Raw genomic sequence first — 20,178 nt, forward strand, 5'->3', positions numbered from 1 at the left:
TGAACTGGCCTAATGCTCCCGGACACCTCTTAAGGGCGATATGATTCGCCCAATCAGGAGGTTTCATGCAAGAGCGAAAGACCTACACCCGCGAGTTCAAGCAACGTGCTGTAAGCATGGTACTTGATGATAACTGCTCAGTTCCTGACGTCTGTGCGTCGATGGAGGTTGGCCCCACGGCTCTGCGCCGTTGGATTGAGCAGGTTCGCAAAGAGCGTCAGAAAGGGCAGCCAGTGGCAGGTACTAAGGCAATCAGCGATGAACAGCGAGAGCTTCAACAGCTGCGAGCCAAGGTCAAGCGCCTGGAGACCGAGGCTGAAATCTTAAAAAAGGCTACGGCTCTCTTGATGTCGGATCCCGATCGTTTTTCCTGATCGAGGAGCTGAGAGAGTCGAGTTCGTATCCGATCTGCCTGCTTTGCAGTGCGCTGGGCGTTTCCCGCAGCGCGTTTTATGACTGGCTTAAGCGTCGCTCAGTGCCGAATACCAAGCGTGACGCGCTCAGAGCAAAAGTTGCGCAATTGCATGACGAAAGCCGGGGAAGTGCAGGCGCGCGGATGATCTCTCAGCACTTGAAAGCCCAGCAGATCAAGGTGGGACGGCATCTGGCCGGAAAACTCATGGCGGAGGCAAATCTGGCCAGCAGACAGCGCCGCCGCCATCAGTATCGCTCTAGAGGCGTCGAAGCATTTGTGGCCAAGAATCTGCTCGAGCGTAACTTCGAGCCAACCGCAATCAATCAGGCCTGGTGCGGCGACGTTACCAGCCTGATGGTTGGTAAACGTTGGTATCACTTGGCAGCGGTCATTGATCTGTTCGCCCGCCGAATCGTTGGCTGGGCGTTTTCCCTGATCAACGACGCCAACCTGGTTAGCAAGGCGCTGAGAATGGCGGTGGAGGTTCGAGGCAAACATGCAGGCTTGATGTTTCATTCGGATCAAGGCAGCCAATACACCAGCCAGCTCTTTCAGTCCGAGCTGCTGGAGCATGGAATAACGCAAAGCATGAGCCGCAGAGGGCAATGCTGGGACAACGCGCCAACAGAGCGTTTCTTCGGGACGCTTAAATCAGAGTGGGTGCCCAATAAGGGCTACACCACAGTTGAAGAAGCCAGGCGGGATATGACCAGCTTCTTCATGCGATACAACCGAATCAGGCTCCACAGCTACAACAACTACCTGTCGCCAATAGCCATGGAGCAAAAAGCGGCATAAACACCGTAATCGGTGTCCGGGATTACTTGACCAGTTCAAGCCCCCTCCCACATTTTTAATCTGTGTTGCTCTTTAGATCGGGCAGGTCACGCCGGTGCCGCTGATCCATGGATTGGCTTCTCGCTGGGTAACCGACTCTGAAGCCAAGCACTGACCCAATGTGGGAGGGGGCTTGCCCCCGATTGCTGGGTGTCAGTCATTACATCTGTAACTGACACTCCGCTATCGGGGGCAAGCCCCCTCCCACATTTTTAACCTGTGTTGCTCTTTAGATCGGGCAGGTCGCGCCAGTGCCGCTGATCCATGGATTGGCTTCTCGCTGGGTAACCGGCTCTGAAGCCAAGCACGGACCCAATGTGGGAGGGGGCTTGCCCCCGATTGCTGGGTGTCAGTCATTACATCAGTAACTGACACTCCGCTATCGGGGGCAAGCCCCCTCCCACATTTTTAATCTGTGTTGTGCTTTAGATCGGGCAGGTCACGCCGGTGCCGCCGATGCCGCAATAGCCCTGCGGGTTCTTCGCCAGGTATTGCTGGTGATACGCCTCGGCGAAGTACACCGTCGGCGCTTCGTCGATTTCGGTGGTGATCTCGCCCAGGCCGGCCTTGGTCAGCTCTTGCTGATAGGCCTGGGCACTGGCCTTGGCTGCCGCCAGTTGCTCCGGCGTGGTGGCATAGATCACCGAACGGTATTGGCTGCCGATGTCGTTGCCCTGGCGCATGCCCTGGGTCGGGTTGTGCAGTTCCCAGAACATCTTCAGCAGGTCTTCGTATTTCACTTTGGCCTGGTCGTATACCACCAGCACCACTTCGCTGTGGCCGGTCAGGCCCGAGCAGACTTCTTCGTAGGTCGGGTTCGGCGTGAAGCCGCCGGCGTAGCCGACCACGGTACTGACCACCCCGTCGCGCTCCCAGAATTTGCGCTCGGCGCCCCAGAAACAACCGAGGCCGAAGATCGCGAAACCGACGTCGTCGGTAAAAGGGCCCAGCAACGGGTTGCCGTTGACGAAGTGAGTTTCGGGCAATGCCATCGGGGTTTCACGGCCGGGCAAGGCTTGTTCTTGAGTAGGCAGCACGTTTTTGTTCACCAGAATTTCCGAGCGCAAGACCATGATCAGTCCTCTCGTCAGGTTGAGTAACAGTAAATTTTCAGACAGCCAGTGTGCCCGAGTGTTACCGCGCTGTCAGGCAATTGGCCCGCGTGGATAACGTTTGAGCTTTTCCAGCAGCTCTGCGCCGGGGATTGGCCGGTCGAACAGATAGCCCTGGCCCACGTCGCAACGATGCCGGCGCAGGAACGCCAGTTGCTCGGCGGTCTCGATGCCTTCGGCCACCACCTTGAGCTTGAGGTTGTGGGCCATGGCGATGACCGCCGAGGTGATCTCCATGTCGTCCTGGTTATCCGGGATTTCGTGGATAAAGCTGCGGTCGATCTTAATGATGTCGATGGGGAATTTTTTCAAGTAGCTCAGCGACGAGTAACCGGTACCGAAGTCGTCCATGGCCAGGGTCAGGCCAAAACTCTTCAGTTGGTCCAGTTGCTGGCGCGTGTCTTCGGTGGCTTCCAGCAGCAGGCCTTCGGTCAGCTCCAGCTCCAGCAGATTGGCCGGCAACTGCTCTTCCTTGAGGATCGTGGCAATCGAGGCCACCAGGTCCGGGTCGGAAAACTGCTTGGGCGACAGGTTGATCGCCACCTGCAAATTACCCAGGCCCGCGGCTGTCAATCGACGGCTCATGCGGCATGCCTGCCGGGCGACCCATTTGCCGATGGGGATGATCAAACCGGTCTCTTCAGCCACGCTGATGAACTGGTCGGGGCGGATCATGCCCTTTTCCGGGTGGTTCCAGCGCAACAGCGCTTCCATGCCCAGCAGGCGACCACTGCGCAGGCACAGCTTGGGCTGGTAGAACACGTCCAGCTCATTCTGGGTCAGGGCGCGGCGCAGGTTGTTTTCCACAAACAGCTTATAGCTGGCCTCGGCATTCAGTGCTTCGGTAAACACCTGCACCTGGTGTTTGCCGTTGGCCTTGGCCTTGTGCAGGGCCAGGCCGGCGTTGCGCATCAGGGTCTGCGGATCGCGCCCGTGCAACGGCGCGCAGGCGAGGCCCACGGAGCCGGTCACGCTGATCAACTGGTTGTCGACGAACATCGGTTTGTCGAGGGTGGCCAGTAACTGGCTGGCCACCTGCTGGCCGGTCTCCATGTCGGCATCGTCAAGCAGCACCGCAAACTCGTTACTGGCAAAGCGCGCCAGGCTGCCGCCGCTGCTCAAACTGTTGCGCAGACGGCGGGCCAGGCTGATCAGCAGCTTGTCACCGGTCTGGTGGCCGAGGCTGTCGTTGATCCGCTTGAAGTTGTCGATGTCCACCAGCAGCAGGCTGATCGGGCTGTCGCTGTCGCGGGCAAAGCGCTCATCAAGGTTGCGGATGAACGCCGGGCGGTTGCCCAGGTTGGTCAGGTTGTCGGTGTAGGCCAGGCGTTCGATGCGCTGTTGCGCCAGCTTGGTCTGGGTAATGTCTTCGTAGATGCCGATGTAATGGGTCAACTCACGGTTGTCGCCATACACCTTGGAAATCGACAACTGGCCCCAGTAGGGTTCCAGGTTTTTGCGCCGGCTTTTGAATTCGCCTTGCCAGCTGTTGCTTTTGGCCAGGACCGACGGCGCGTCGAACAGTAATTCGCTGAGGTTCTCCAGGGCCGGCAACTGCGCCAGGCGGTGGCCATGCACCTCTTCGGCGCTGTATTGGGTAATGGCGGTAAAGCTTGGGTTGACGTACTCCACCACGCCATCGCAATTGACCAGCAGAAAGGCGTTGGCGCTCTGTTCCACCGCGCGCTGGAACAGGTGCAGGGCGCTGGTGGCGGTGCGCCGGTTGTGGTTGTTGATGACTTGGGCGAACTGGTCCGCCAGCTCGCCGGCAAAGGCGATCTCATCGGACTGCCATGCCCGCGAACTGCCGCTTTGCTCCAGGCACAGCACGCCGACCACCTGGCCATCCACGCGGATGCTCGCGTCGAGCATGGCGTGGACATCCTTGGCGATCAGGCTTTCGGCCATTTCCCGGGTGCGCGGGTCGCGCACGGCATGGGTGGCATCGATGGCGCGGCTGCTGTGCAGGGCTTCGAGGTAGTCGGGGAAGCAGCTGGCGTCGATCGCTTCGGGTAAATAGTGGCGTTGATCGGCGCGCAGATAGGCCGAAATCGGCACCAGGTGCTGGCCGTCCAGATTCCAGATGCTGGCGCGATCGATCTGATAGATGTCGCAGGCGCTGCGGGTGATCAGTTCGGCGGCTTCTTGCAGCGAATTGGGCGTGGTGTAGCGCTGGCGGGCCAGCAGCAGGATCAGCTCCTGCTGGGCGCGTACCCGCTCCAGGTGCTGCAGTTGCTCCTGCTGCGCGCGCTGGTTGAGTTCCAGGGCGATTTGCAGGCGGCTGTTCTGGTTTTCCAGGTCGGCGGTCGGCACCGTGACGGGCAGTTCGCTGAACAGGCCATCCACCACCATCAGGTAGCCGCGCAGCAGGTGACGGTTGTGCTGTTTGTAGGCCTCGCCCATTTCGAGCAGGCTCAGCGGGCCATCGCTGGTGTGCAGGGTGTAGCGCACCAGGTAGTGGGCGCTGTGGCTCAGTTGCTGCTGGATCGCGTCGTGCAGTTGATAGCGCGCCTGGGGTTCCATCAGGCTGGCGTACGGCGTGCCCAGCAGGGCGCACAGTTCGACCGCCGGCAAGCCGAATTGGCGCTCGCAGTTGGGGTCAAGGTAGAGCAGCGCCCAGCTTGCCTCATTCAGCCGCTCGAAACGCAGCATACCGAGGCGCGAAGGCACCGGTAATTGCGTCACTACCTCGGTCGCCATTCGGGCAACATCGGGTTGGCTTTTCATGGGGGAAACTCGCTTGGGAAAATACGCACGGCGCCGGGCTCACGCCCTCTTTACTGTCGCTTGCGGCAAGGTTGCATCATGCGGCACGCACTGACAAGAGAGGATGAAGGCTAAGTGCTATAAGGGTGTTATCGGCCACCCGGAGGATTTCTGCAATCAGGGTGACAGAAGGTGTACAAGCCTGTCCTGTGTGTACAAAAAACCCAAAAAAAGCCCCGCCAAGTGGCGGGGTTGAGGTACGAGCGTGGCGCTCGGAAATCGAGGCGGCAATGGCCTCCCCCCAGGGGGAGGCCGTTGCGGCTTACAGCAGGATGGTGCGGATGTCGTTGAGCAACTGGCTCAGGCGCTGGGTGAAGCGTGCCGCTGCGGCGCCGTTGATCACGCGGTGATCGTAGGACAGCGACAGTGGCAGCATCAGCTTGGGCTGGAACGCTTTACCGTCCCACACCGGCTGGATAGTCGCCTTGGACACACCCAGGATCGCCACTTCCGGCGCGTTGACGATTGGCGTGAAGCCCGTACCGCCAATGTGCCCGAGGCTGGAGATGGTGAAGCACGCGCCCTGCATGTCGTCCGGGGTGAGCTTCTTGTCGCGGGCCTTGGCGGCCAACGCAGCCGCTTCGCCAGCCAGTTGCAGCAGGCTCTTCTGGTCGACGTTCTTGATGACCGGTACCAGCAGGCCGTCAGGGGTGTCGACCGCAAAGCCGATGTTCACGTACTTCTTGCGGATGATCGCTTTGCCGCTTGGCGCCAGCGAGCTGTTGAAGTCCGGCAGTTCCTTGAGCAGGTGTGCACAGGCCTTGAGCAGCAGGGGCAGCACGGTCAGCTTCACGCCGGCCTTCTCGGCCACGGCTTTCTGCGCAACGCGGAAGGCTTCCAGGTCGGTGATATCGGCCTGGTCGAACTGAGTCACGTGCGGGATGTTCAGCCAGCTCGCGTGCAGGCCGGCCGCGCCGATTTGCATCAGGCGGGTCATCGGCACTTCTTCGATTTCGCCGAAACGGCTGAAATCCACGGTACGGATCGGCGGAATGCCCGAGCCCCCGGTAGCGCCACCGGCAGCCGGCGCTTCCTTGGCCTTCTGCATCATGGCCTTGACGTAAGCCTGCACGTCTTCCTTCAGCACGCGACCGTGAGGACCGCTGGCCGAGACGGCGCTCAGCTCGACGCCGAATTCACGGGCCAGTTGGCGTACAGCCGGGCCGGCGTGAACCTTGGCACCGCTTGGCGCGGGGGCAGCAGCAGCAGCAGGGGCCGGAGCGGCCTCAGCTTTTGCAGCAGGCGCAGGGGCGGCAGCAGCCGGAGCAGCTTCAGCCTTGGCAGCCGGAGCGGCGGCCGGTGCTGGAGCGGCCGCAGGCGCAGCGCCTTGTACTTTCAGCTTGAGGATGAAGTCACCGGTGCCGACTTCGTCTTCCAGCTTGACCGCAATGCTTTCCACCACACCGGCAGCCGGCGATGGGATTTCCATGGAGGCCTTGTCGGACTCCAGGGTGATCAGCGACTGGTCGGCTTCGACGGTGTCGCCGACCTTGACCAGCAGCTCGATGATCTTGGCCTTGCCCGACGAGCCGATGTCCGGGACGTGAATGTCCTGGACGCTGGCGGCGGCAGGTGCGGCAGCCGGGGCCGCTGGGGCCTCGGCGGCAGCGACAGGCTTTTCAGCAGCAGGTGCAGGTGCAGCGGCGGCCGGAGCGGCAGCCGCAGGCGCTGCATCGGCAGCACCTTCGATTTCCAGCTCCAGCAGTTCGTCGCCTTCTTTCAGGCGGTCGCCCAGCTTCACTTTCAGGCTCTTGACCACGCCGGCCTTGGGAGCAGGGATTTCCATGCTCGCCTTGTCCGATTCCAGGGTCAGGATGCTCTGGTCGGCTTCGACGGTGTCGCCGACCTTCACAAACAGCTCGATTACTTCACCTTCACCGCTGCCGATGTCAGGTACGCGAATGAGTTCGCTCACAAAAAGTCTCCTCAGCAGTCCAGTGGGTTGCGTTTTTCCGGGTTGATCCCGAACTTGACGATGGCGTCAGCCACCACCTTGGGTTCGATCTCACCACGGTCAGCCAAGGCTTCCAGGGCTGCCAACACCACGAAGTGACGGTCGACTTCGAAGAAGTGACGCAGCTTCTTGCGGCTGTCACTGCGACCGAAACCGTCGGTGCCCAGGACTTTGAATTCCTTGGACGGGACCCACTGGCGAATTTGTTCAGCAAACAGTTTCATGTAGTCGGTAGAGGCGATGACCGGACCCTTACGGCCGGCCAGGCATTCTTCGACATAGCTCTTGGCTGGCTTCTGGCCAGGGTGCAGACGGTTGCTGCGCTCTACGGCCAGGCCGTCGCGACGCAGTTCGTTGAAGCTGGTCACGCTCCATACGTCGGCGCCGACGTTGAATTCGTCACGCAGGATCTTCGCCGCTTCACGCACTTCGCGCAGGATGGTGCCGGAGCCCATCAGTTGTACGTGGTGAGCCGCTTCCTTGGTGTCTTCCTCGAGCAGGTACATGCCCTTGATGATGCCTTCTTCCACACCGGCCGGCATGGCTGGCTGCTGGTAGGACTCGTTCATCACGGTGATGTAGTAGAAAACGTCCTGCTGCTCTTCGGTCATCTTCTTCATGCCGTCCTGGATGATCACCGCCAGCTCGTAGCCGTAGGTTGGATCAAAGGTGCGGCAGTTCGGGATGGTGGCAGCCAGGATGTGGCTGTGACCGTCTTCGTGTTGCAGGCCTTCGCCGTTCAGCGTGGTGCGGCCGGCAGTGCCGCCGATCAGGAAACCACGGGTACGGCTGTCGCCGGCTGCCCAGGCCAGGTCGCCAATACGCTGGAAGCCGAACATCGAGTAGAAGATGTAGAACGGCAGCATCGGCTGGTTGTGGCTGGAGTACGAAGTACCGGCAGCGATGAAGGAGCTCATGGCGCCCGCTTCGTTGATGCCTTCTTCGAGGATCTGGCCCTTCTTGTCTTCCTTGTAGAACATCACCTGGTCTTTATCGACTGGCTCGTAGAGCTGGCCGACGGAGGAGTAGATGCCCAACTGGCGGAACATGCCTTCCATACCGAAGGTACGGGCTTCGTCCGGGATGATCGGGACGATGCGCGAACCGATTTCCTTGTCCTTGACCAGTTGCGCAAGGATGCGCACGAAGGCCATGGTGGTGGAGATTTCACGGTCGCCCGAGCCGTCCAGGATAGCCTTGAGGGTATCGAGTGGCGGCGTCGGGATGCTCATGCTCTTGGCGCGGCGTTGCGGCACGAAACCGCCCAGGGCGCTACGACGCTCGCTGAGGTAACGGGCTTCGGCGCTGTTCGGCTCCGGCTTGAAGAACGGCAGGTTCTCCAGCTCTTCGTCCTTGACCGGGATGTCGAAGCGGTCGCGGAACAGCTTCAGGCTGTCGACGTCGACTTTCTTGGTGTTGTGCGCGGTGTTCTTCGCTTCGCCGGCACCGGTGCCATAACCCTTGATGGTCTTGGCCAGGATGACGGTCGGTTGTTCCTTGTGGTTGACCGCTTCGTGGTACGCCGCGTAGACCTTGTACGGGTCGTGGCCGCCACGGTTGAGTTTCCAGATCTCGTCGTCGGACAGGTCGGCAACCATCGCCTTGAGTTCAGGCGTGTTGAAGAAGTGCTCGCGAACGAACGCGCCGTCTTTGGCCTTGTAGTTCTGGTACTCGCCGTCGATGACTTCGTCCATGCGACGTTGCAGGATACCGTCGACGTCCTTGGCCAGCAGTGGGTCCCAGAAACGGCCCCAGATGACTTTGGTCACGTTCCAGTGAGCGCCGCGGAACACGCCTTCGAGTTCCTGGATGATCTTGCCGTTGCCGCGAACCGGGCCGTCGAGGCGCTGCAGGTTGCAGTTGATGACGAAGATCAGGTTGTCCAGCTTCTCGCGGCCGGCCAGGGAGATGGCGCCCAGGGATTCCGGCTCGTCGCACTCGCCGTCGCCCAGGAAGCACCAGACTTTCTGCTTGCCTTCGGGGATGAAGCCACGGGCTTCCAGGTACTTCATGAAGCGTGCCTGGTAGATCGCCTGGATCGGGCCCAGGCCCATGGATACCGTCGGGAACTGCCAGAAATCAGGCATCAGCCAAGGGTGCGGGTAGGACGACAGGCCCTGACCGTCGACTTCCTGGCGGAAGTTGTTCATTTGTTCTTCGCTGATGCGACCTTCCATGAACGCACGGGCGTAGACGCCTGGCGAGGTGTGGCCCTGGAAGTAGATCAGGTCGCCGCCGTGTTCGTCGGTCGGGGCCTGGAAGAAGTAGTTGAAGCCGATGTCATACAGGGTTGCGCTGGAAGCGAAGCTGGAGATGTGACCGCCCAGGTCCGAATCTTTCAAGTTCGTGCGCATTACCATCGCCATGGCGTTCCAACGTACCAGCGAGCGAATGCGGCGTTCCATGAACAGGTCGCCAGGCATGCGTGCTTCGTGGGTAACGGGGATGGTGTTGCGGTATGGCGTAGTGATGGCGTAAGGCAACTGCGAGCCGCTGCGGGTCGCGAGTTCGCCCATACGGGTCATCAGGTAATGAGCACGGTCTTCGCCTTCTTTGTCGAGAACCGATTCCAGGGCGTCCAGCCATTCCTGGGTTTCGACGGGATCGAGGTCTTGCATGGCTTGCTCCAGGGCGGAAAGGCTACCAGAATCGGTTGCCTGAAGTTTGCGACTGGCCTTGTGGGCAGACGACATAAATTCTTGGATGGCCGAAGGTTGCTTCGGCGTCCTGTAGTTTTACTACAAATCGTCGGCCATTTCAGCCTTTCGAATGTATATACGAGTAGTAAAACTACACAAGACCGAGCGTATGGCTCGGTCTGGCTGGTGAGCATAATCGTTATTGTTGGTCTATTGCGAACAAGAAAAGGTGAAAGTTTGATGTTGCCTGCCAAGATTAATTTAATTTCAGCTATTTCTAACTTTTGTTCGACAGTCCTTCATCGAGCAGGGCTCCTGCGTTCACAACTACACGCCATTTACCCGCCGATCAAGGATAGACCATGAGCCTTCCTACGCTGGCCGAACTGCCGGCCATTCTGTTGCCTTACGCCAGTCGGGCCGAGCAGTCATTTCGTGACGCCGTGGCCGCGCTGGATGACGATCATGGCCTTTCTGGCTGGACGCCGCAACGCTGGGCCGACTTCGCGCGGGTGTGCGCCGCCAGTGATTTCGTGATTGAACAGAGTGTTCGTGACCCTTTGATGTTGCTCGAGCTGGTGGCCTGGGGCGAGCTGGATCGGGGTTTTGCGCCGGGTGAACTGTGCGGGCAGATTGCCGGTGCCGTGCAACAGGCCGATACAGAAGAGCAGATGGGCCGTGTGCTGCGCCGCCAGCGCACGCGCCAGCAGGTGCGCATCATCTGGCGCGACCTGACCCGCCAGGCTGACCTGGTGCAAACCTGTCGCGACCTCTCCGACATGGCCGACGCCTGTATCGACCAGGCCTACCAGTGGCTGTACCAGCGCCATTGCGTGCAGTTCGGCACGCCAACCGGGCGGCGCAGCGGCGAGGCGCAGCACATGGTCATCCTCGGCATGGGCAAGCTCGGGGCCGTGGAGCTGAACCTGTCGTCGGATATCGACCTGATCTTCGCCTACCCCGAAGGCGGCGAGACAGTAGGGGTCAAGCGCGCCCTGGATAACCAGGAGTTTTTCATCCGTCTTGGTCAAAAATTGATCAAGGCCCTCGACCCGATGACCGTCGACGGTTTCGTTTTCCGCGTCGACATGCGCCTGCGCCCCTACGGTTCGGCGGGCGCGCTGGTACTCAGCTTCAATGCGCTGGAGCAGTACTACCAGGACCAGGGCCGCGACTGGGAACGTTACGCCATGATCAAGGCCCGCGTCGTCGCCGGAGACCAGGTGGCCGGCGCGCAACTGCTCGACATGCTGCGCCCGTTCGTCTATCGCCGTTACCTGGACTTCTCGGCCATCGAGGCGCTGCGCACCATGAAGCAGTTGATCCAGCAGGAAGTGCGGCGCAAGGGCATGGCCGACAATATCAAGCTGGGTTCGGGCGGTATTCGCGAGGTGGAATTTATCGCCCAGGCGTTTCAACTGATCCACGGTGGTCGCGACCTCAGCCTGCAGCAACGCCCGCTGTTGAACGTGCTCGGCACCCTGGAAGGCCAGGGCTACCTGCCGCCTGCGGTGATTGCCGAGCTGCGCAATGGCTACGAATTCCTGCGTTACACCGAGCACGCGATCCAGGCGATTGCCGACCGCCAGACCCAAATGCTCCCGGACAGCCCCGAAGACCAGGCGCGTATTGCCTTCATGCTGGGCTTTGCCGATTGGGCCGCGTTCCACGAGCGCTTGATGTATTGGCGTGGGCGAGTGGATTGGCATTTCCGCCAAGTGATTGCCGACCCTGATGAAGAAGAGGGTGAAGAAAGCGAGTTGGTTGTCGGTGGGGAGTGGCTTCCGCTGTGGGAAGAGTCCCAGGACGACGACGCGGCCTGCCGCCAATTGGGCGAAGGCGGCTTTACTGACGCGCCCAAGGCGCTCAAAGCCCTGGCCGGCCTGCGCGGTAGCCCGCAACTGCGCGCCATGCAGCGCCTCGGTCGCGAGCGCCTGGATGCGTTTATCCCGCGTTTGCTGGCCCAGGCTGTCGAACACGCCAATCCGGACCTGGTGCTGGAGCGCGTATTGCCCCTGGTGGAAGCCGTCGCCCGGCGTTCCGCTTACCTGGTGCTGCTCACCGAGAATCCCGACGCCTTGCGCCGTCTATTGACCCTGTGCGCCGCGAGCCCGTGGATCGCCGAGCAGATCACGCGCTTTCCGCTGTTGCTGGATGAATTGCTCAACGAAGGACGCTTGTTCAAGCCACCGCTGGCGCCGGAACTGGCCGCCGAGTTGCGCGAGCGCCTCACGCGTATCCCCGAAGACGACCTCGAGCAGCAGATGGAAGCGCTGCGCCATTTCAAGCTGGCGCACCGCCTGCGCGTGGCGGCCTCGGAAATCGCCGGCAGCCTGCCGTTGATGAAAGTCAGCGACTACCTCACCTGGCTCGCCGAAGCCATTCTCGAACAAGTGCTGGCCCTGGCCTGGCGCCAGACTGTTGCCCGCCACGGCTCGCCGCAACGGCTGGACGGCAGCCTGTGCGATCCCGGGTTCATCATTGTCGGTTATGGAAAGGTCGGCGGTATCGAACTGGGGCATGGTTCGGACCTGGACCTGGTGTTTATCCATGACGGCGACCCGCAGGCCGAGACCGACGGCGCCAAGCCGATCGACGGCGCGCAGTTCTTCACGCGCCTGGGCCAGCGCATCATTCACCTGCTGACCACCCAGACCAACTCCGGCCAGTTGTACGAGGTGGATATGCGTCTGCGACCTTCAGGGGCGTCCGGCTTGCTGGTCAGTTCGCTGGGCGCATTCGACCGCTATCAACAAAATGAAGCCTGGACCTGGGAGCATCAGGCGCTGATTCGCGCACGCGTCCTGGTCGGCAGCCAGGATGTGGGCCATGCATTCGAGAAGGTACGCGCTAACGTGTTAGGGCGTGAGCGGGATCTGGCCAAGCTGCGCCAGGAGGTCAGCGAGATGCGCGCCAAGATGCGCGATAACCTGGGAACCAAGAGCACAACGGCCGGCAGGGGCGCCAATGCCTTCGAAGCCACGGCGCTGTTCGACCTCAAGCAGGACGCCGGAGGTATCGTCGATATTGAATTTATGGTGCAATACGCCGCTTTGGCGTGGTCTGCGCAACATCCATCGTTGCTGCGCTACACCGACAATATCCGCATCCTCGAGGGCTTGGAGCAGGTCGGGCTGATGCCCGCCGCCGATGCTCACTTGCTGCGTGAAGTGTATAAGGCCTACCGCTCAGCCGCGCACCGCCAAGCCTTGCAGAACGAGGCCGGTACGGTGGCCGGCGACCAGTTCGCCGACGAACGGCGACAGGTGATGCGAATCTGGCAAACGCTGGGCTTGAGCTGAAACACTATTAGGGCGGGGAGGCATAAGCCTCCCCGCATCGTTTGTGGAAATGACATGAATATTCTGATCGTTGGGCCCAGCTGGGTCGGAGACATGGTGATGGCGCAGACACTGTTCCAGTGCCTGCGGCTGCGCTATCCGGACTGCCAGATCGACGTGCTCGCCCCTGAGTGGAGCCGGCCGATCCTTGAGCGCATGCCGCAAGTGCGCAAGGCCTTGAGCTTTCCGCTCGGCCATGGCGCGCTGGAATTGGCGACCCGCCGTCGCATCGGCAAAGCCATGGCCGGCCAGTACGACCAGGCCATCCTGTTGCCCAACTCGCTGAAGTCGGCGCTGGTGCCGTTTTTTGCCGGCATCCCCAAGCGTACCGGCTGGCGCGGCGAGTTTCGCTACGTGCTGCTCAATGACGTACGCACCCTGGATAAAGCCCGCTATCCGCTGATGATCGAACGTTTCATGGCCCTGGCCTACGAGCCGGGCGCCGAACTGCCCAAGCCGTACCCGCGCCCCAGCTTGCAGATTGACCCGGTGACCCGCGCTGCGGCGCTGGCCAAGTTCGGCCTGACGCTGGATCGCCCGGTATTGGCGCTGTGCCCGGGCGCCGAGTTTGGCGAGTCCAAGCGCTGGCCGTCGGAGCATTACGCCAAGGTCGCCGAGACCAGGATTCGCGAAGGCTGGCAGGTGTGGCTGTTTGGCTCGAAGAACGATCATTCGGTGGGTGAGGATATTCGCCAGCGCCTGATTCCGGGCCTGCGCGAAGAGGCGGTGAACCTCAGTGGCGAAACGTCCCTGGCCGAGGCCATCGACTTGCTGTCGTGCGCCGACGCGGTGGTGTCCAATGATTCCGGCCTGATGCACGTTGCCGCCGCGCTGAACCGTCCCTTGGTGGCGGTGTACGGCTCGACGTCACCCGGCTTCACCCCGCCCCTGGCGGACAAGGTCGAAGTGGTGCGCCTGGGCCTGGATTGCAGCCCCTGTTTTGAGCGCACCTGCCGTTTCGGCCACTACAATTGCCTGCGCCAATTGCTGCCGCAGCCGGTGACCGACGCGTTGCAGCGGTTGCAGGGCGACGTGGTCGAGGTTCACTGAGTTGCGGGTACTGGTAATCAAGACCTCATCCCTGGGCGACGTGATCCACGCCTTGCCGGCACTGACCGATGCGGCGCGGGCGATCCCCGGCATCCGTTTCGACTGGGTGGTGGAAGAAGGCTTCGCTGAAATCCCGACCTGGCACCCGGCGGTAGACAAGGTGATCCCGGTGGCGATTCGTCGCTGGCGCAAGAACCTCTGGCAAACCCTCAAGAGCGGCGAATGGCGGCGGTTCAAACAGGCGCTGCAGTCGACCCGGTATGACCTGGTGATCGACGCCCAGGGCCTGTTGAAAAGTGCCTGGCTGACCCGCTACGTGCGGGCGCCGGTAGCCGGGTTCGATAAAAGCTCGGCACGCGAACCCCTGGCGGCGCGCTTTTATTCCCGCCGCCTGGCCGTGGCCCGCGGGCAACATGCGGTGGAGCGCCTGCGCCAACTGTTTGCCGTGGCGTTGGGTTACGACCTGCCCAAGGGCCTGGGCGACTATGGCCTGAGCGTCGAGAAACTGCTGGGCCTGCCGCCGAAGAAACCCTTCGTGTTGCTGCTGCACGGCACGACCTGGGACACCAAGCACTGGCCCGAGGCCTACTGGCGCGAACTGGCCGAACGCATGGGCCGCCTGGGCGTGGACGTGAAATTGCCGTGGGGCAGCGCCGTCGAAAAGGCCCGCGCCGAGCGCCTGGCTCAAGGCCTGGCCAACGCCGAAGTGCTGCCAAAACTGAACCTGGCGGGCGTGGCCCGTGTGTTGGCCGGTGCCCGTGCCTGTGTGGCGGTGGACACCGGTCTGGGTCATCTGGCGGCTGCGCTGGATGTGCCGACCATTTCGCTGTTCGGGCCTACCAATCCGGGCCTCACCGGCGCCTACGGCAAAGGCCAGATCCACCTGGCCAGCGACTGGCCGTGTGCGCCGTGCCTGCAAAAGCAATGCACTTATCAACCCACCGCCGATGACCTGCGGCGGTTCGACATCAAGCGCGAGTCGCCCCTGTGCTTCACGCGCCTCAATCCTGAGCGTGTAGCGAGCCGGCTGAGCACGTTGTTACTGGCTGAGGAACTGCACTGATGCAACTGGCTTTCGTACTGTACAAATATTTTCCCTTCGGTGGCTTGCAGCGCGACTTCATGCGCATCGCCCTGGAGTGCCAGCAACGCGGGCATAAAATCCGCGTGTACACCTTGATCTGGGAGGGCGATATCCCGCCGGGCTTTGAAGTGCTGGTGGCGCCGGTCAAGGCATTCTTCAACCATCGGCGCAACGAGAAGCTCAGCGCGTGGATGAAAGCCGACCTTGCCAAACGCCCGGTGGATCGCCTGATCGGCTTCAACAAGATGCCCGACCTGGACGTGTACTACGCCGCCGACGGCTGCTTTGAAGACAAGGCGCAAAACCTGCGTCATTCGCTGTACCGTTATTTTGGTCGTTACAAGCACTTTGCCGACTACGAGCGCGCCGTGTTTGCCAAGGACGCCAAGACCGAAATCCTGATGATTTCCGAGGTGCAGCAGCCGCTGTTCATCAAGTATTACGCCACACCGCTGGAACGCTTCCACCTGCTGCCGCCGGGCATTGCCCAGGATCGACGTGCGCCGCCGGATGCGGCCATGATACGCGAAGGGTTCCGCCAGGAATTCGGCCTGGGCGAGGACGACTTGCTGCTGGTGCAGATCGGTTCGGGCTTCAAGACCAAGGGCGTCGACCGCAGCCTCAAGGCGCTGGCGGCGTTACCGTCGCAATTGAAGAAACGCACCCGTCTGTTTGTAATCGGCCAGGACGACCCCAAAGTATTCCAATTGCAGAGCGCCACATTGGGTTTGGGCGATAACGTGCAGTTCCTCAAGGGGCGCAGCGATATCCCGCGTTTCCTGCTGGGCGCCGACCTGTTGATCCACCCGGCGTATAACGAAAACACCGGCACGGTCTTGCTCGAAGCCCTGGTGGCCGGGTTGCCGGTGCTGGTCTCGGCGGTATGTGGCTATGCCCATTACATCGCCGAAGCCGACAGTGGCCTGGTCCTGGATGAGCCGTTCGAACAGACGCAGCTCAACGGGTACCTGGCGCGGATGTTGTCTGATTCTGCACAGCGCGCGGCCTGGGGCCGCAATGGGTTGGCCTTCGCCGAGACGGCCGACCTCTATAGCATGCCGCAGCACGCTGCGGATGTGATTCTGGCGGAGCCAAAACGATGAAATTGATGCTTGCCGAACCGTTCAAAACCCTCTGGGCCGGGCAGGATGCGTTCGCCGCAGTCGAGCGCCTGCAAGGCGAGGTTTACCGTGAACTGGAGGCGCGTCGCACGCTGCGTACCGAGGTGGATGGCCGCGGCTACTTTGTGAAGATCCACCGTGGGATCGGCTGGGGCGAGATCGTCAAGAACCTTGTGACCGCCAAGCTGCCGGTGCTGGGCGCCGGTCAGGAATGGCTGGCGATCCAGCGCCTGCAGGCACTGGGCGTGCCGACCATGACCGCCGTGGCCTATGGCGAGCGCGGCAGCAACCCGGCCGATCAGCACTCCTTCATCATTACCGAAGAACTGGCGCCGACTGTCAGCCTGGAAGACTTCAGCATCGACTGGCTCAAGCAGCCGCCGCAGCCGCGTCTCAAGCGCGCGCTGATCGCTGAAGTGGCGCGCATGACCGGCATGATGCATCGCGGCGGCGTTAACCACCGTGATTGCTACATCTGCCACTTCCTGTTGCACACCGATACGCCGGTGACGGCGGATAACTTCAAGCTCTCGATCATCGACCTGCACCGCGCCCAGACGCGCGACAAAATCAGCCATCGCTGGCGTGACAAGGACCTGGCGGCGCTGTACTTCTCGGCGCTGGACATCGGCCTGACCCGTCGCGACAAGCTGCGCTTTCTCAAGGGCTATTTCCAGCAGCCGCTGCGCCAGATCCTCGCCGAGGAAAGCGCTCTGTTGCTGTGGCTGCAAGGCAAGGCCGACAAGCTCTACGCGCGCAAACAGCGTTACGGGGATGCACTCTGATGGCGGGTTGGAATCTGGAACCCGCTTACGCTGCGCTCGCGGACGACTTTGGCAGCCTGGAAGCCGTGTTCGCCCTGCAAGGCGAGCGCCTGACCCGCGACCCGCTGTCGGAAGTCATCCGGGTGGAGCGCGGCGGGATCAATTATTACGTCAAGCGGTACGTCGGCGCCGGCAAAGGCCTGCGCCGCTACCTGGGCAAGCCGCGGGTGAAATCCGAATGGCAGAACCTCAAGCGCTTCGCCAAATGGGGGATTCCGACCGCCGATGTGGTGGCCTGGGGCCTGGATCGCAAGGGCTTGGCCTATGACCGGGGTGCAATGATTACCCGGGAATTGCCCAGGACCGAGGATTTATCGGTGTTGGCCGAACGTAATGACCCGCGTCTGAAAGACCCTCGCTGGGTCGACGGTATCAGCCGCCAGCTCGCCGAGTACACGCGGACCATGCACGACCATCGCTTCACCCATAACGACTTGAAGTGGCGCAACCTGCTGGTGGACGATCAGCGCACCCTGTACATGATCGACTGTCCCAACGGCGATTTCTGGCGCGGCTTCTGGCTCAAATACCGCATTACCAAAGACCTGGCCTGCCTGGACAAGGTCGCCAAGTATCATCTGTCGGCCACTCAGCGCCTGCGTTTCTACATGCAATACCGCCAACGCACGCACCTGACGACGTCAGACAAACAACGGATTCGCCATGTGGTGAAGTTTTTCGAGGGACGTGAATGAGTGACTTCCTGGCGGCCGAAGACCGCGCTTTGCTTGAGCGCAACGACCTGGCCAGCTTCGATACGTTGTGGGCCAAGCAACTGGATGCGGTGGATGAGCCCAACACCAGCGGCGACGGATGGAGCAGCGTGTATCGCCTGGAGCTTGAGGGTCAGGGTTACTACCTCAAGCGCCAGAGCAACTACCTGACGCGTACCTTGTACCGGCCGTTCGGCGAGCCAAGTTTTGCCCGTGAGTTTCGTAATATCAGCCTGTACCGCAAGCTGGGCATTCCTGCCTTGCAGGCGGTGTTCTTCGGCGAGCGCAAGGTCAAGGGCGAGCGCCGTGCGATGTTGCTTACCCGCGCCCTGGACGGTTGGAACGATTTGGACTCGTTGCTGGAACACTGGCCGCAGTCGAGCGACGCCCAGCAGCGCGCCATCCTGCTGGCCTGCGGCGGGCTTGCGCGTCGGTTGCACAGCGTGGGGCAGGTGCATGGCTGTTTTTATCCCAAGCATATTTTCCTGCAGGCCACCGCTGACGGTTACGCCGCGCAGTTGATCGACCTCGAGAAAACCCGCCCTTTGTTGTTCGGCTGGCGTGACCGGGTCAAGGACCTCGAACCCCTGCTGCGCCGCGCGCCGCAATGGTCGGATGCGCAGGTGCGACAACTCCTGGCGGCGTATCTTGAGCAGCCTGAAGACAGTGCGCTGGTCGCCACCTGGTATCAGCGTCTTACCGCGCGCCGCAGCCACAAGGAAAACCGCTGATGCGTTTGTCCGAGCTGAAAAACGCCGGCCGTACTCCCAGCCTGCCGCTGACCCTCGACCTGGTCGATGCGGCAGGCCCGGGCCAACTGCAACTGCTCAACCTGCTGCGGGTTTTGCCGGGGCAGCGCTACGTCGGCGCCGCCATATGGCGCGGTCGCCCGGTGCTGGCCAAGTTGCTGGTTGGCAATTCGGCGGCGCGGCATTTCCAGCGTGAGCGCAGCGGGGTGCGTTTGCTGGCCGAACAAGGCCTGACCACGCCGCTGTTGCTGGCCGACGGTTTGCAGGAAGGCGAGGGTGGCTGGCTGCTGTTCGAGTTTCTCGAAGGCGCCCACAGCCTGGCCGACGCCTGGCGCGCTGTCGAAGGCTTGCCGCCATTGGCCGACGAACAAACCGCCGTGCTTGCCGAAGCGCTGGGCGCGATTGCGCAGATGCATGCCAAGGGCTTGTGGCAGGAAGACCTGCACCTGGACAACCTGCTGCGCCAGGGCGGCAAGCTGTATCTGATTGATGGCGCGGGGATTCGTGTCGAAGAGGCGGGCAAGCCGCTGTCGCGCAATCGCGTGCTGGAAAACCTCGGGGTGTTCTTTGCCCAGTTGCCGAAAAACCTCGCGCCGTTTACCGAAGAATTGCTGGTGTATTACCTGCTGGCCAACGGCGAACATGCCTTGCCGCTGGAGGCTCTGGAAAAGCAGGTGCGCAAAGTCAGCGCCTGGCGCTTGCGCGACTACCTGAACAAGGTCGGCCGCGAGTGCACCCTGTTCAGTGTGGTACGTGGCGCCTTTGGTCTGCGCGCGATTCGCCGTGAGGAAGAGGCGGCCATGCTGCCAGTGCTTGAAAAGGCCGATGCGCTGCTCGACCAGGGCCATCTGTACAAGACCGGCGGCGCCGCGAGCGTGGCCAGGGTCGAAGTGGCCGGCCGGCCTCTGGTGATCAAGCGCTACAACATCAAGGGTTTCACCCACTGGCTCAAACGCTTCTGGCGCCCGAGCCGTGCCTGGCATTCCTGGCGCGAAGGCAATCGCCTGGCGTTCCTCGGCTTTGCTACGCCCAAGCCGCTGGCGGTCCTGGAGAAGCGCTTTTTCTGGTTGCGCAGCCGTGCCTATCTGGTCACCGAATACCTGCCGGGGCCGGACATCATCGAGCGCTTTGCGCCCTATGTCGAACGCGGCGACGCGCCGGAAGATGAACTGCTGGCGCTGGACCGGCTGTTCGCCGAGTTGATCGAGGCGCGCATCAGCCATGGGGATTTCAAGGGGCATAACCTGTTCTGGAGCGAAGGGCGCTGGGCGATGATCGACCTGGACGCCATGTGCCAACACAGCTCGGTTGCCAGCTTTGCTGCGGCGTATGCCAAAGACCGTGCGCGGTTCATGCGCAACTGGCCGCAGGACAGTGCGTTGTATCGGGTGATTGATCAGCGGTTGCCCAAAGAGGTCAGCGTCGCCGGGTGAAGCGGGCCTTCGGCCCTATCGGGGGCAAGCCCCCTCCCACATTTGACTGTATTTACACATCTGAAGGTGTGAACGCGGTCAGTGTGGGAGGGGGCTTGCCCCCGATGCGGTGTGTCAGTGAATGCCTGTGTAACTGACCC

Annotated in this window: 14 protein-coding genes; 10 read left to right on the forward strand and 4 right to left on the reverse strand. The window is 61.7% G+C overall.

Going from position 1 to position 20,178, the window contains the following annotated elements:
* Positions 1 to 65: 65 nt before the first annotated feature.
* Positions 66 to 374, forward strand: coding sequence for a transposase (locus BFP93_RS29365; RefSeq protein WP_065883309.1), 309 nt, complete (start codon positions 66 to 68; stop codon positions 372 to 374).
* 8 nt (positions 375 to 382) lie between these two features.
* Positions 383 to 1,213, forward strand: a complete 831-nt coding sequence (locus BFP93_RS19495) for an IS3 family transposase (protein ID WP_256095152.1) — start codon at positions 383 to 385, stop codon at positions 1,211 to 1,213.
* 464 nt (positions 1,214 to 1,677) lie between these two features.
* Here the strand turns inward: BFP93_RS19495 and msrA are convergent, their stop codons facing one another.
* From msrA to aceE, 4 genes are all read right to left on the reverse strand, one after another.
* A complete protein-coding gene (gene msrA, locus BFP93_RS19500; RefSeq protein WP_065894429.1) occupies positions 1,678 to 2,325 on the reverse strand; it encodes a peptide-methionine (S)-S-oxide reductase MsrA in 648 nt (215 codons plus the stop codon).
* 72 nt (positions 2,326 to 2,397) lie between these two features.
* Complete coding sequence (locus tag BFP93_RS19505) at positions 2,398 to 5,091, reverse strand: putative bifunctional diguanylate cyclase/phosphodiesterase (RefSeq protein ID WP_065886578.1); 2,694 nt, start codon at positions 5,089 to 5,091, stop codon at positions 2,398 to 2,400.
* A gap of 301 nt (positions 5,092 to 5,392) precedes the next feature.
* Positions 5,393 to 7,045: a dihydrolipoyllysine-residue acetyltransferase gene (gene aceF / locus BFP93_RS19510; protein WP_065894432.1), complete on the reverse strand. Its 1,653-nt coding sequence runs from the start codon at positions 7,043 to 7,045 to the stop codon at positions 5,393 to 5,395.
* Between the two features lie 11 nt (positions 7,046 to 7,056).
* Positions 7,057 to 9,702: a pyruvate dehydrogenase (acetyl-transferring), homodimeric type gene (gene aceE / locus BFP93_RS19515; protein WP_065894434.1), complete on the reverse strand. Its 2,646-nt coding sequence runs from the start codon at positions 9,700 to 9,702 to the stop codon at positions 7,057 to 7,059.
* Between the two features lie 383 nt (positions 9,703 to 10,085).
* Here aceE and glnE point away from each other — a divergent pair, with 383 nt between their 5' ends.
* From glnE to BFP93_RS19555, 8 genes are read left to right on the forward strand one after another with little or no spacing between them, the layout of a single operon-like run.
* Positions 10,086 to 13,025 carry a bifunctional [glutamate--ammonia ligase]-adenylyl-L-tyrosine phosphorylase/[glutamate--ammonia-ligase] adenylyltransferase gene (glnE, locus tag BFP93_RS19520; RefSeq protein WP_065894436.1) on the forward strand — a complete coding sequence of 980 codons (2,940 nt, stop codon included), beginning with the start codon at positions 10,086 to 10,088 and terminating at the stop codon, positions 13,023 to 13,025.
* A gap of 54 nt (positions 13,026 to 13,079) precedes the next feature.
* On the forward strand, positions 13,080 to 14,114 hold the full coding sequence (gene waaF, locus BFP93_RS19525) for a lipopolysaccharide heptosyltransferase II (RefSeq protein WP_065894438.1): 1,035 nt from the start codon (positions 13,080 to 13,082) through the stop codon (positions 14,112 to 14,114).
* Between the two features lies 1 nt (position 14,115).
* The gene (gene waaC / locus BFP93_RS19530) at positions 14,116 to 15,177 is read left to right on the forward strand and encodes a lipopolysaccharide heptosyltransferase I (RefSeq protein ID WP_065894440.1); all 1,062 of its coding nucleotides are present in this window, start codon (positions 14,116 to 14,118) and stop codon (positions 15,175 to 15,177) included.
* The gene (locus tag BFP93_RS19535) at positions 15,177 to 16,301 is read left to right on the forward strand and encodes a glycosyltransferase family 4 protein (protein ID WP_065894442.1); all 1,125 of its coding nucleotides are present in this window, start codon (positions 15,177 to 15,179) and stop codon (positions 16,299 to 16,301) included. The genes waaC and BFP93_RS19535 overlap by 1 nt, the downstream gene beginning before the upstream one ends.
* A complete protein-coding gene (rfaP, locus tag BFP93_RS19540; protein ID WP_065886571.1) occupies positions 16,298 to 17,104 on the forward strand; it encodes a lipopolysaccharide core heptose(I) kinase RfaP in 807 nt (268 codons plus the stop codon). The genes BFP93_RS19535 and rfaP overlap by 4 nt, the downstream gene beginning before the upstream one ends.
* A complete protein-coding gene (locus BFP93_RS19545; protein WP_065886570.1) occupies positions 17,104 to 17,838 on the forward strand; it encodes a lipopolysaccharide kinase InaA family protein in 735 nt (244 codons plus the stop codon). Before rfaP ends, BFP93_RS19545 begins: the two co-directional genes overlap by 1 nt.
* Positions 17,835 to 18,587 (forward strand): lipopolysaccharide kinase InaA family protein, encoded by a 753-nt coding sequence (locus tag BFP93_RS19550; RefSeq protein WP_065894444.1) that lies wholly within the window; start codon positions 17,835 to 17,837, stop codon positions 18,585 to 18,587. The genes BFP93_RS19545 and BFP93_RS19550 overlap by 4 nt, the downstream gene beginning before the upstream one ends.
* A complete protein-coding gene (locus BFP93_RS19555) occupies positions 18,587 to 20,038 on the forward strand; it encodes a lipopolysaccharide kinase InaA family protein (protein ID WP_065894447.1) in 1,452 nt (483 codons plus the stop codon). The genes BFP93_RS19550 and BFP93_RS19555 overlap by 1 nt, the downstream gene beginning before the upstream one ends.
* The last annotated feature ends 140 nt before the right edge of the window (positions 20,039 to 20,178 follow it).

Origin of the sequence: Pseudomonas sp. 44 R 15 (assembly GCF_900004965.1) — a bacterium.
Classification (GTDB): domain Bacteria; phylum Pseudomonadota; class Gammaproteobacteria; order Pseudomonadales; family Pseudomonadaceae; genus Aquipseudomonas; species Aquipseudomonas orientalis_A.

Coding starts and splice junctions, on each gene's coding strand:
- BFP93_RS29365 (WP_065883309.1), top strand. CDS start 66: ATGCAAGAGCGAAAGACCTACACCCGCGAGTTCAAGCAACGTGCTGTA.
- msrA (WP_065894429.1), bottom strand. CDS start 2,325: ATGGTCTTGCGCTCGGAAATTCTGGTGAACAAAAACGTGCTGCCTACT.
- BFP93_RS19505 (WP_065886578.1), bottom strand. CDS start 5,091: ATGAAAAGCCAACCCGATGTTGCCCGAATGGCGACCGAGGTAGTGACG.
- aceE (WP_065894434.1), bottom strand. CDS start 9,702: ATGCAAGACCTCGATCCCGTCGAAACCCAGGAATGGCTGGACGCCCTG.
- glnE (WP_065894436.1), top strand. CDS start 10,086: ATGAGCCTTCCTACGCTGGCCGAACTGCCGGCCATTCTGTTGCCTTAC.
- waaF (WP_065894438.1), top strand. CDS start 13,080: ATGAATATTCTGATCGTTGGGCCCAGCTGGGTCGGAGACATGGTGATG.
- BFP93_RS19535 (WP_065894442.1), top strand. CDS start 15,177: ATGCAACTGGCTTTCGTACTGTACAAATATTTTCCCTTCGGTGGCTTG.
- rfaP (WP_065886571.1), top strand. CDS start 16,298: ATGAAATTGATGCTTGCCGAACCGTTCAAAACCCTCTGGGCCGGGCAG.
- BFP93_RS19545 (WP_065886570.1), top strand. CDS start 17,104: ATGGCGGGTTGGAATCTGGAACCCGCTTACGCTGCGCTCGCGGACGAC.
- BFP93_RS19550 (WP_065894444.1), top strand. CDS start 17,835: ATGAGTGACTTCCTGGCGGCCGAAGACCGCGCTTTGCTTGAGCGCAAC.
- BFP93_RS19555 (WP_065894447.1), top strand. CDS start 18,587: ATGCGTTTGTCCGAGCTGAAAAACGCCGGCCGTACTCCCAGCCTGCCG.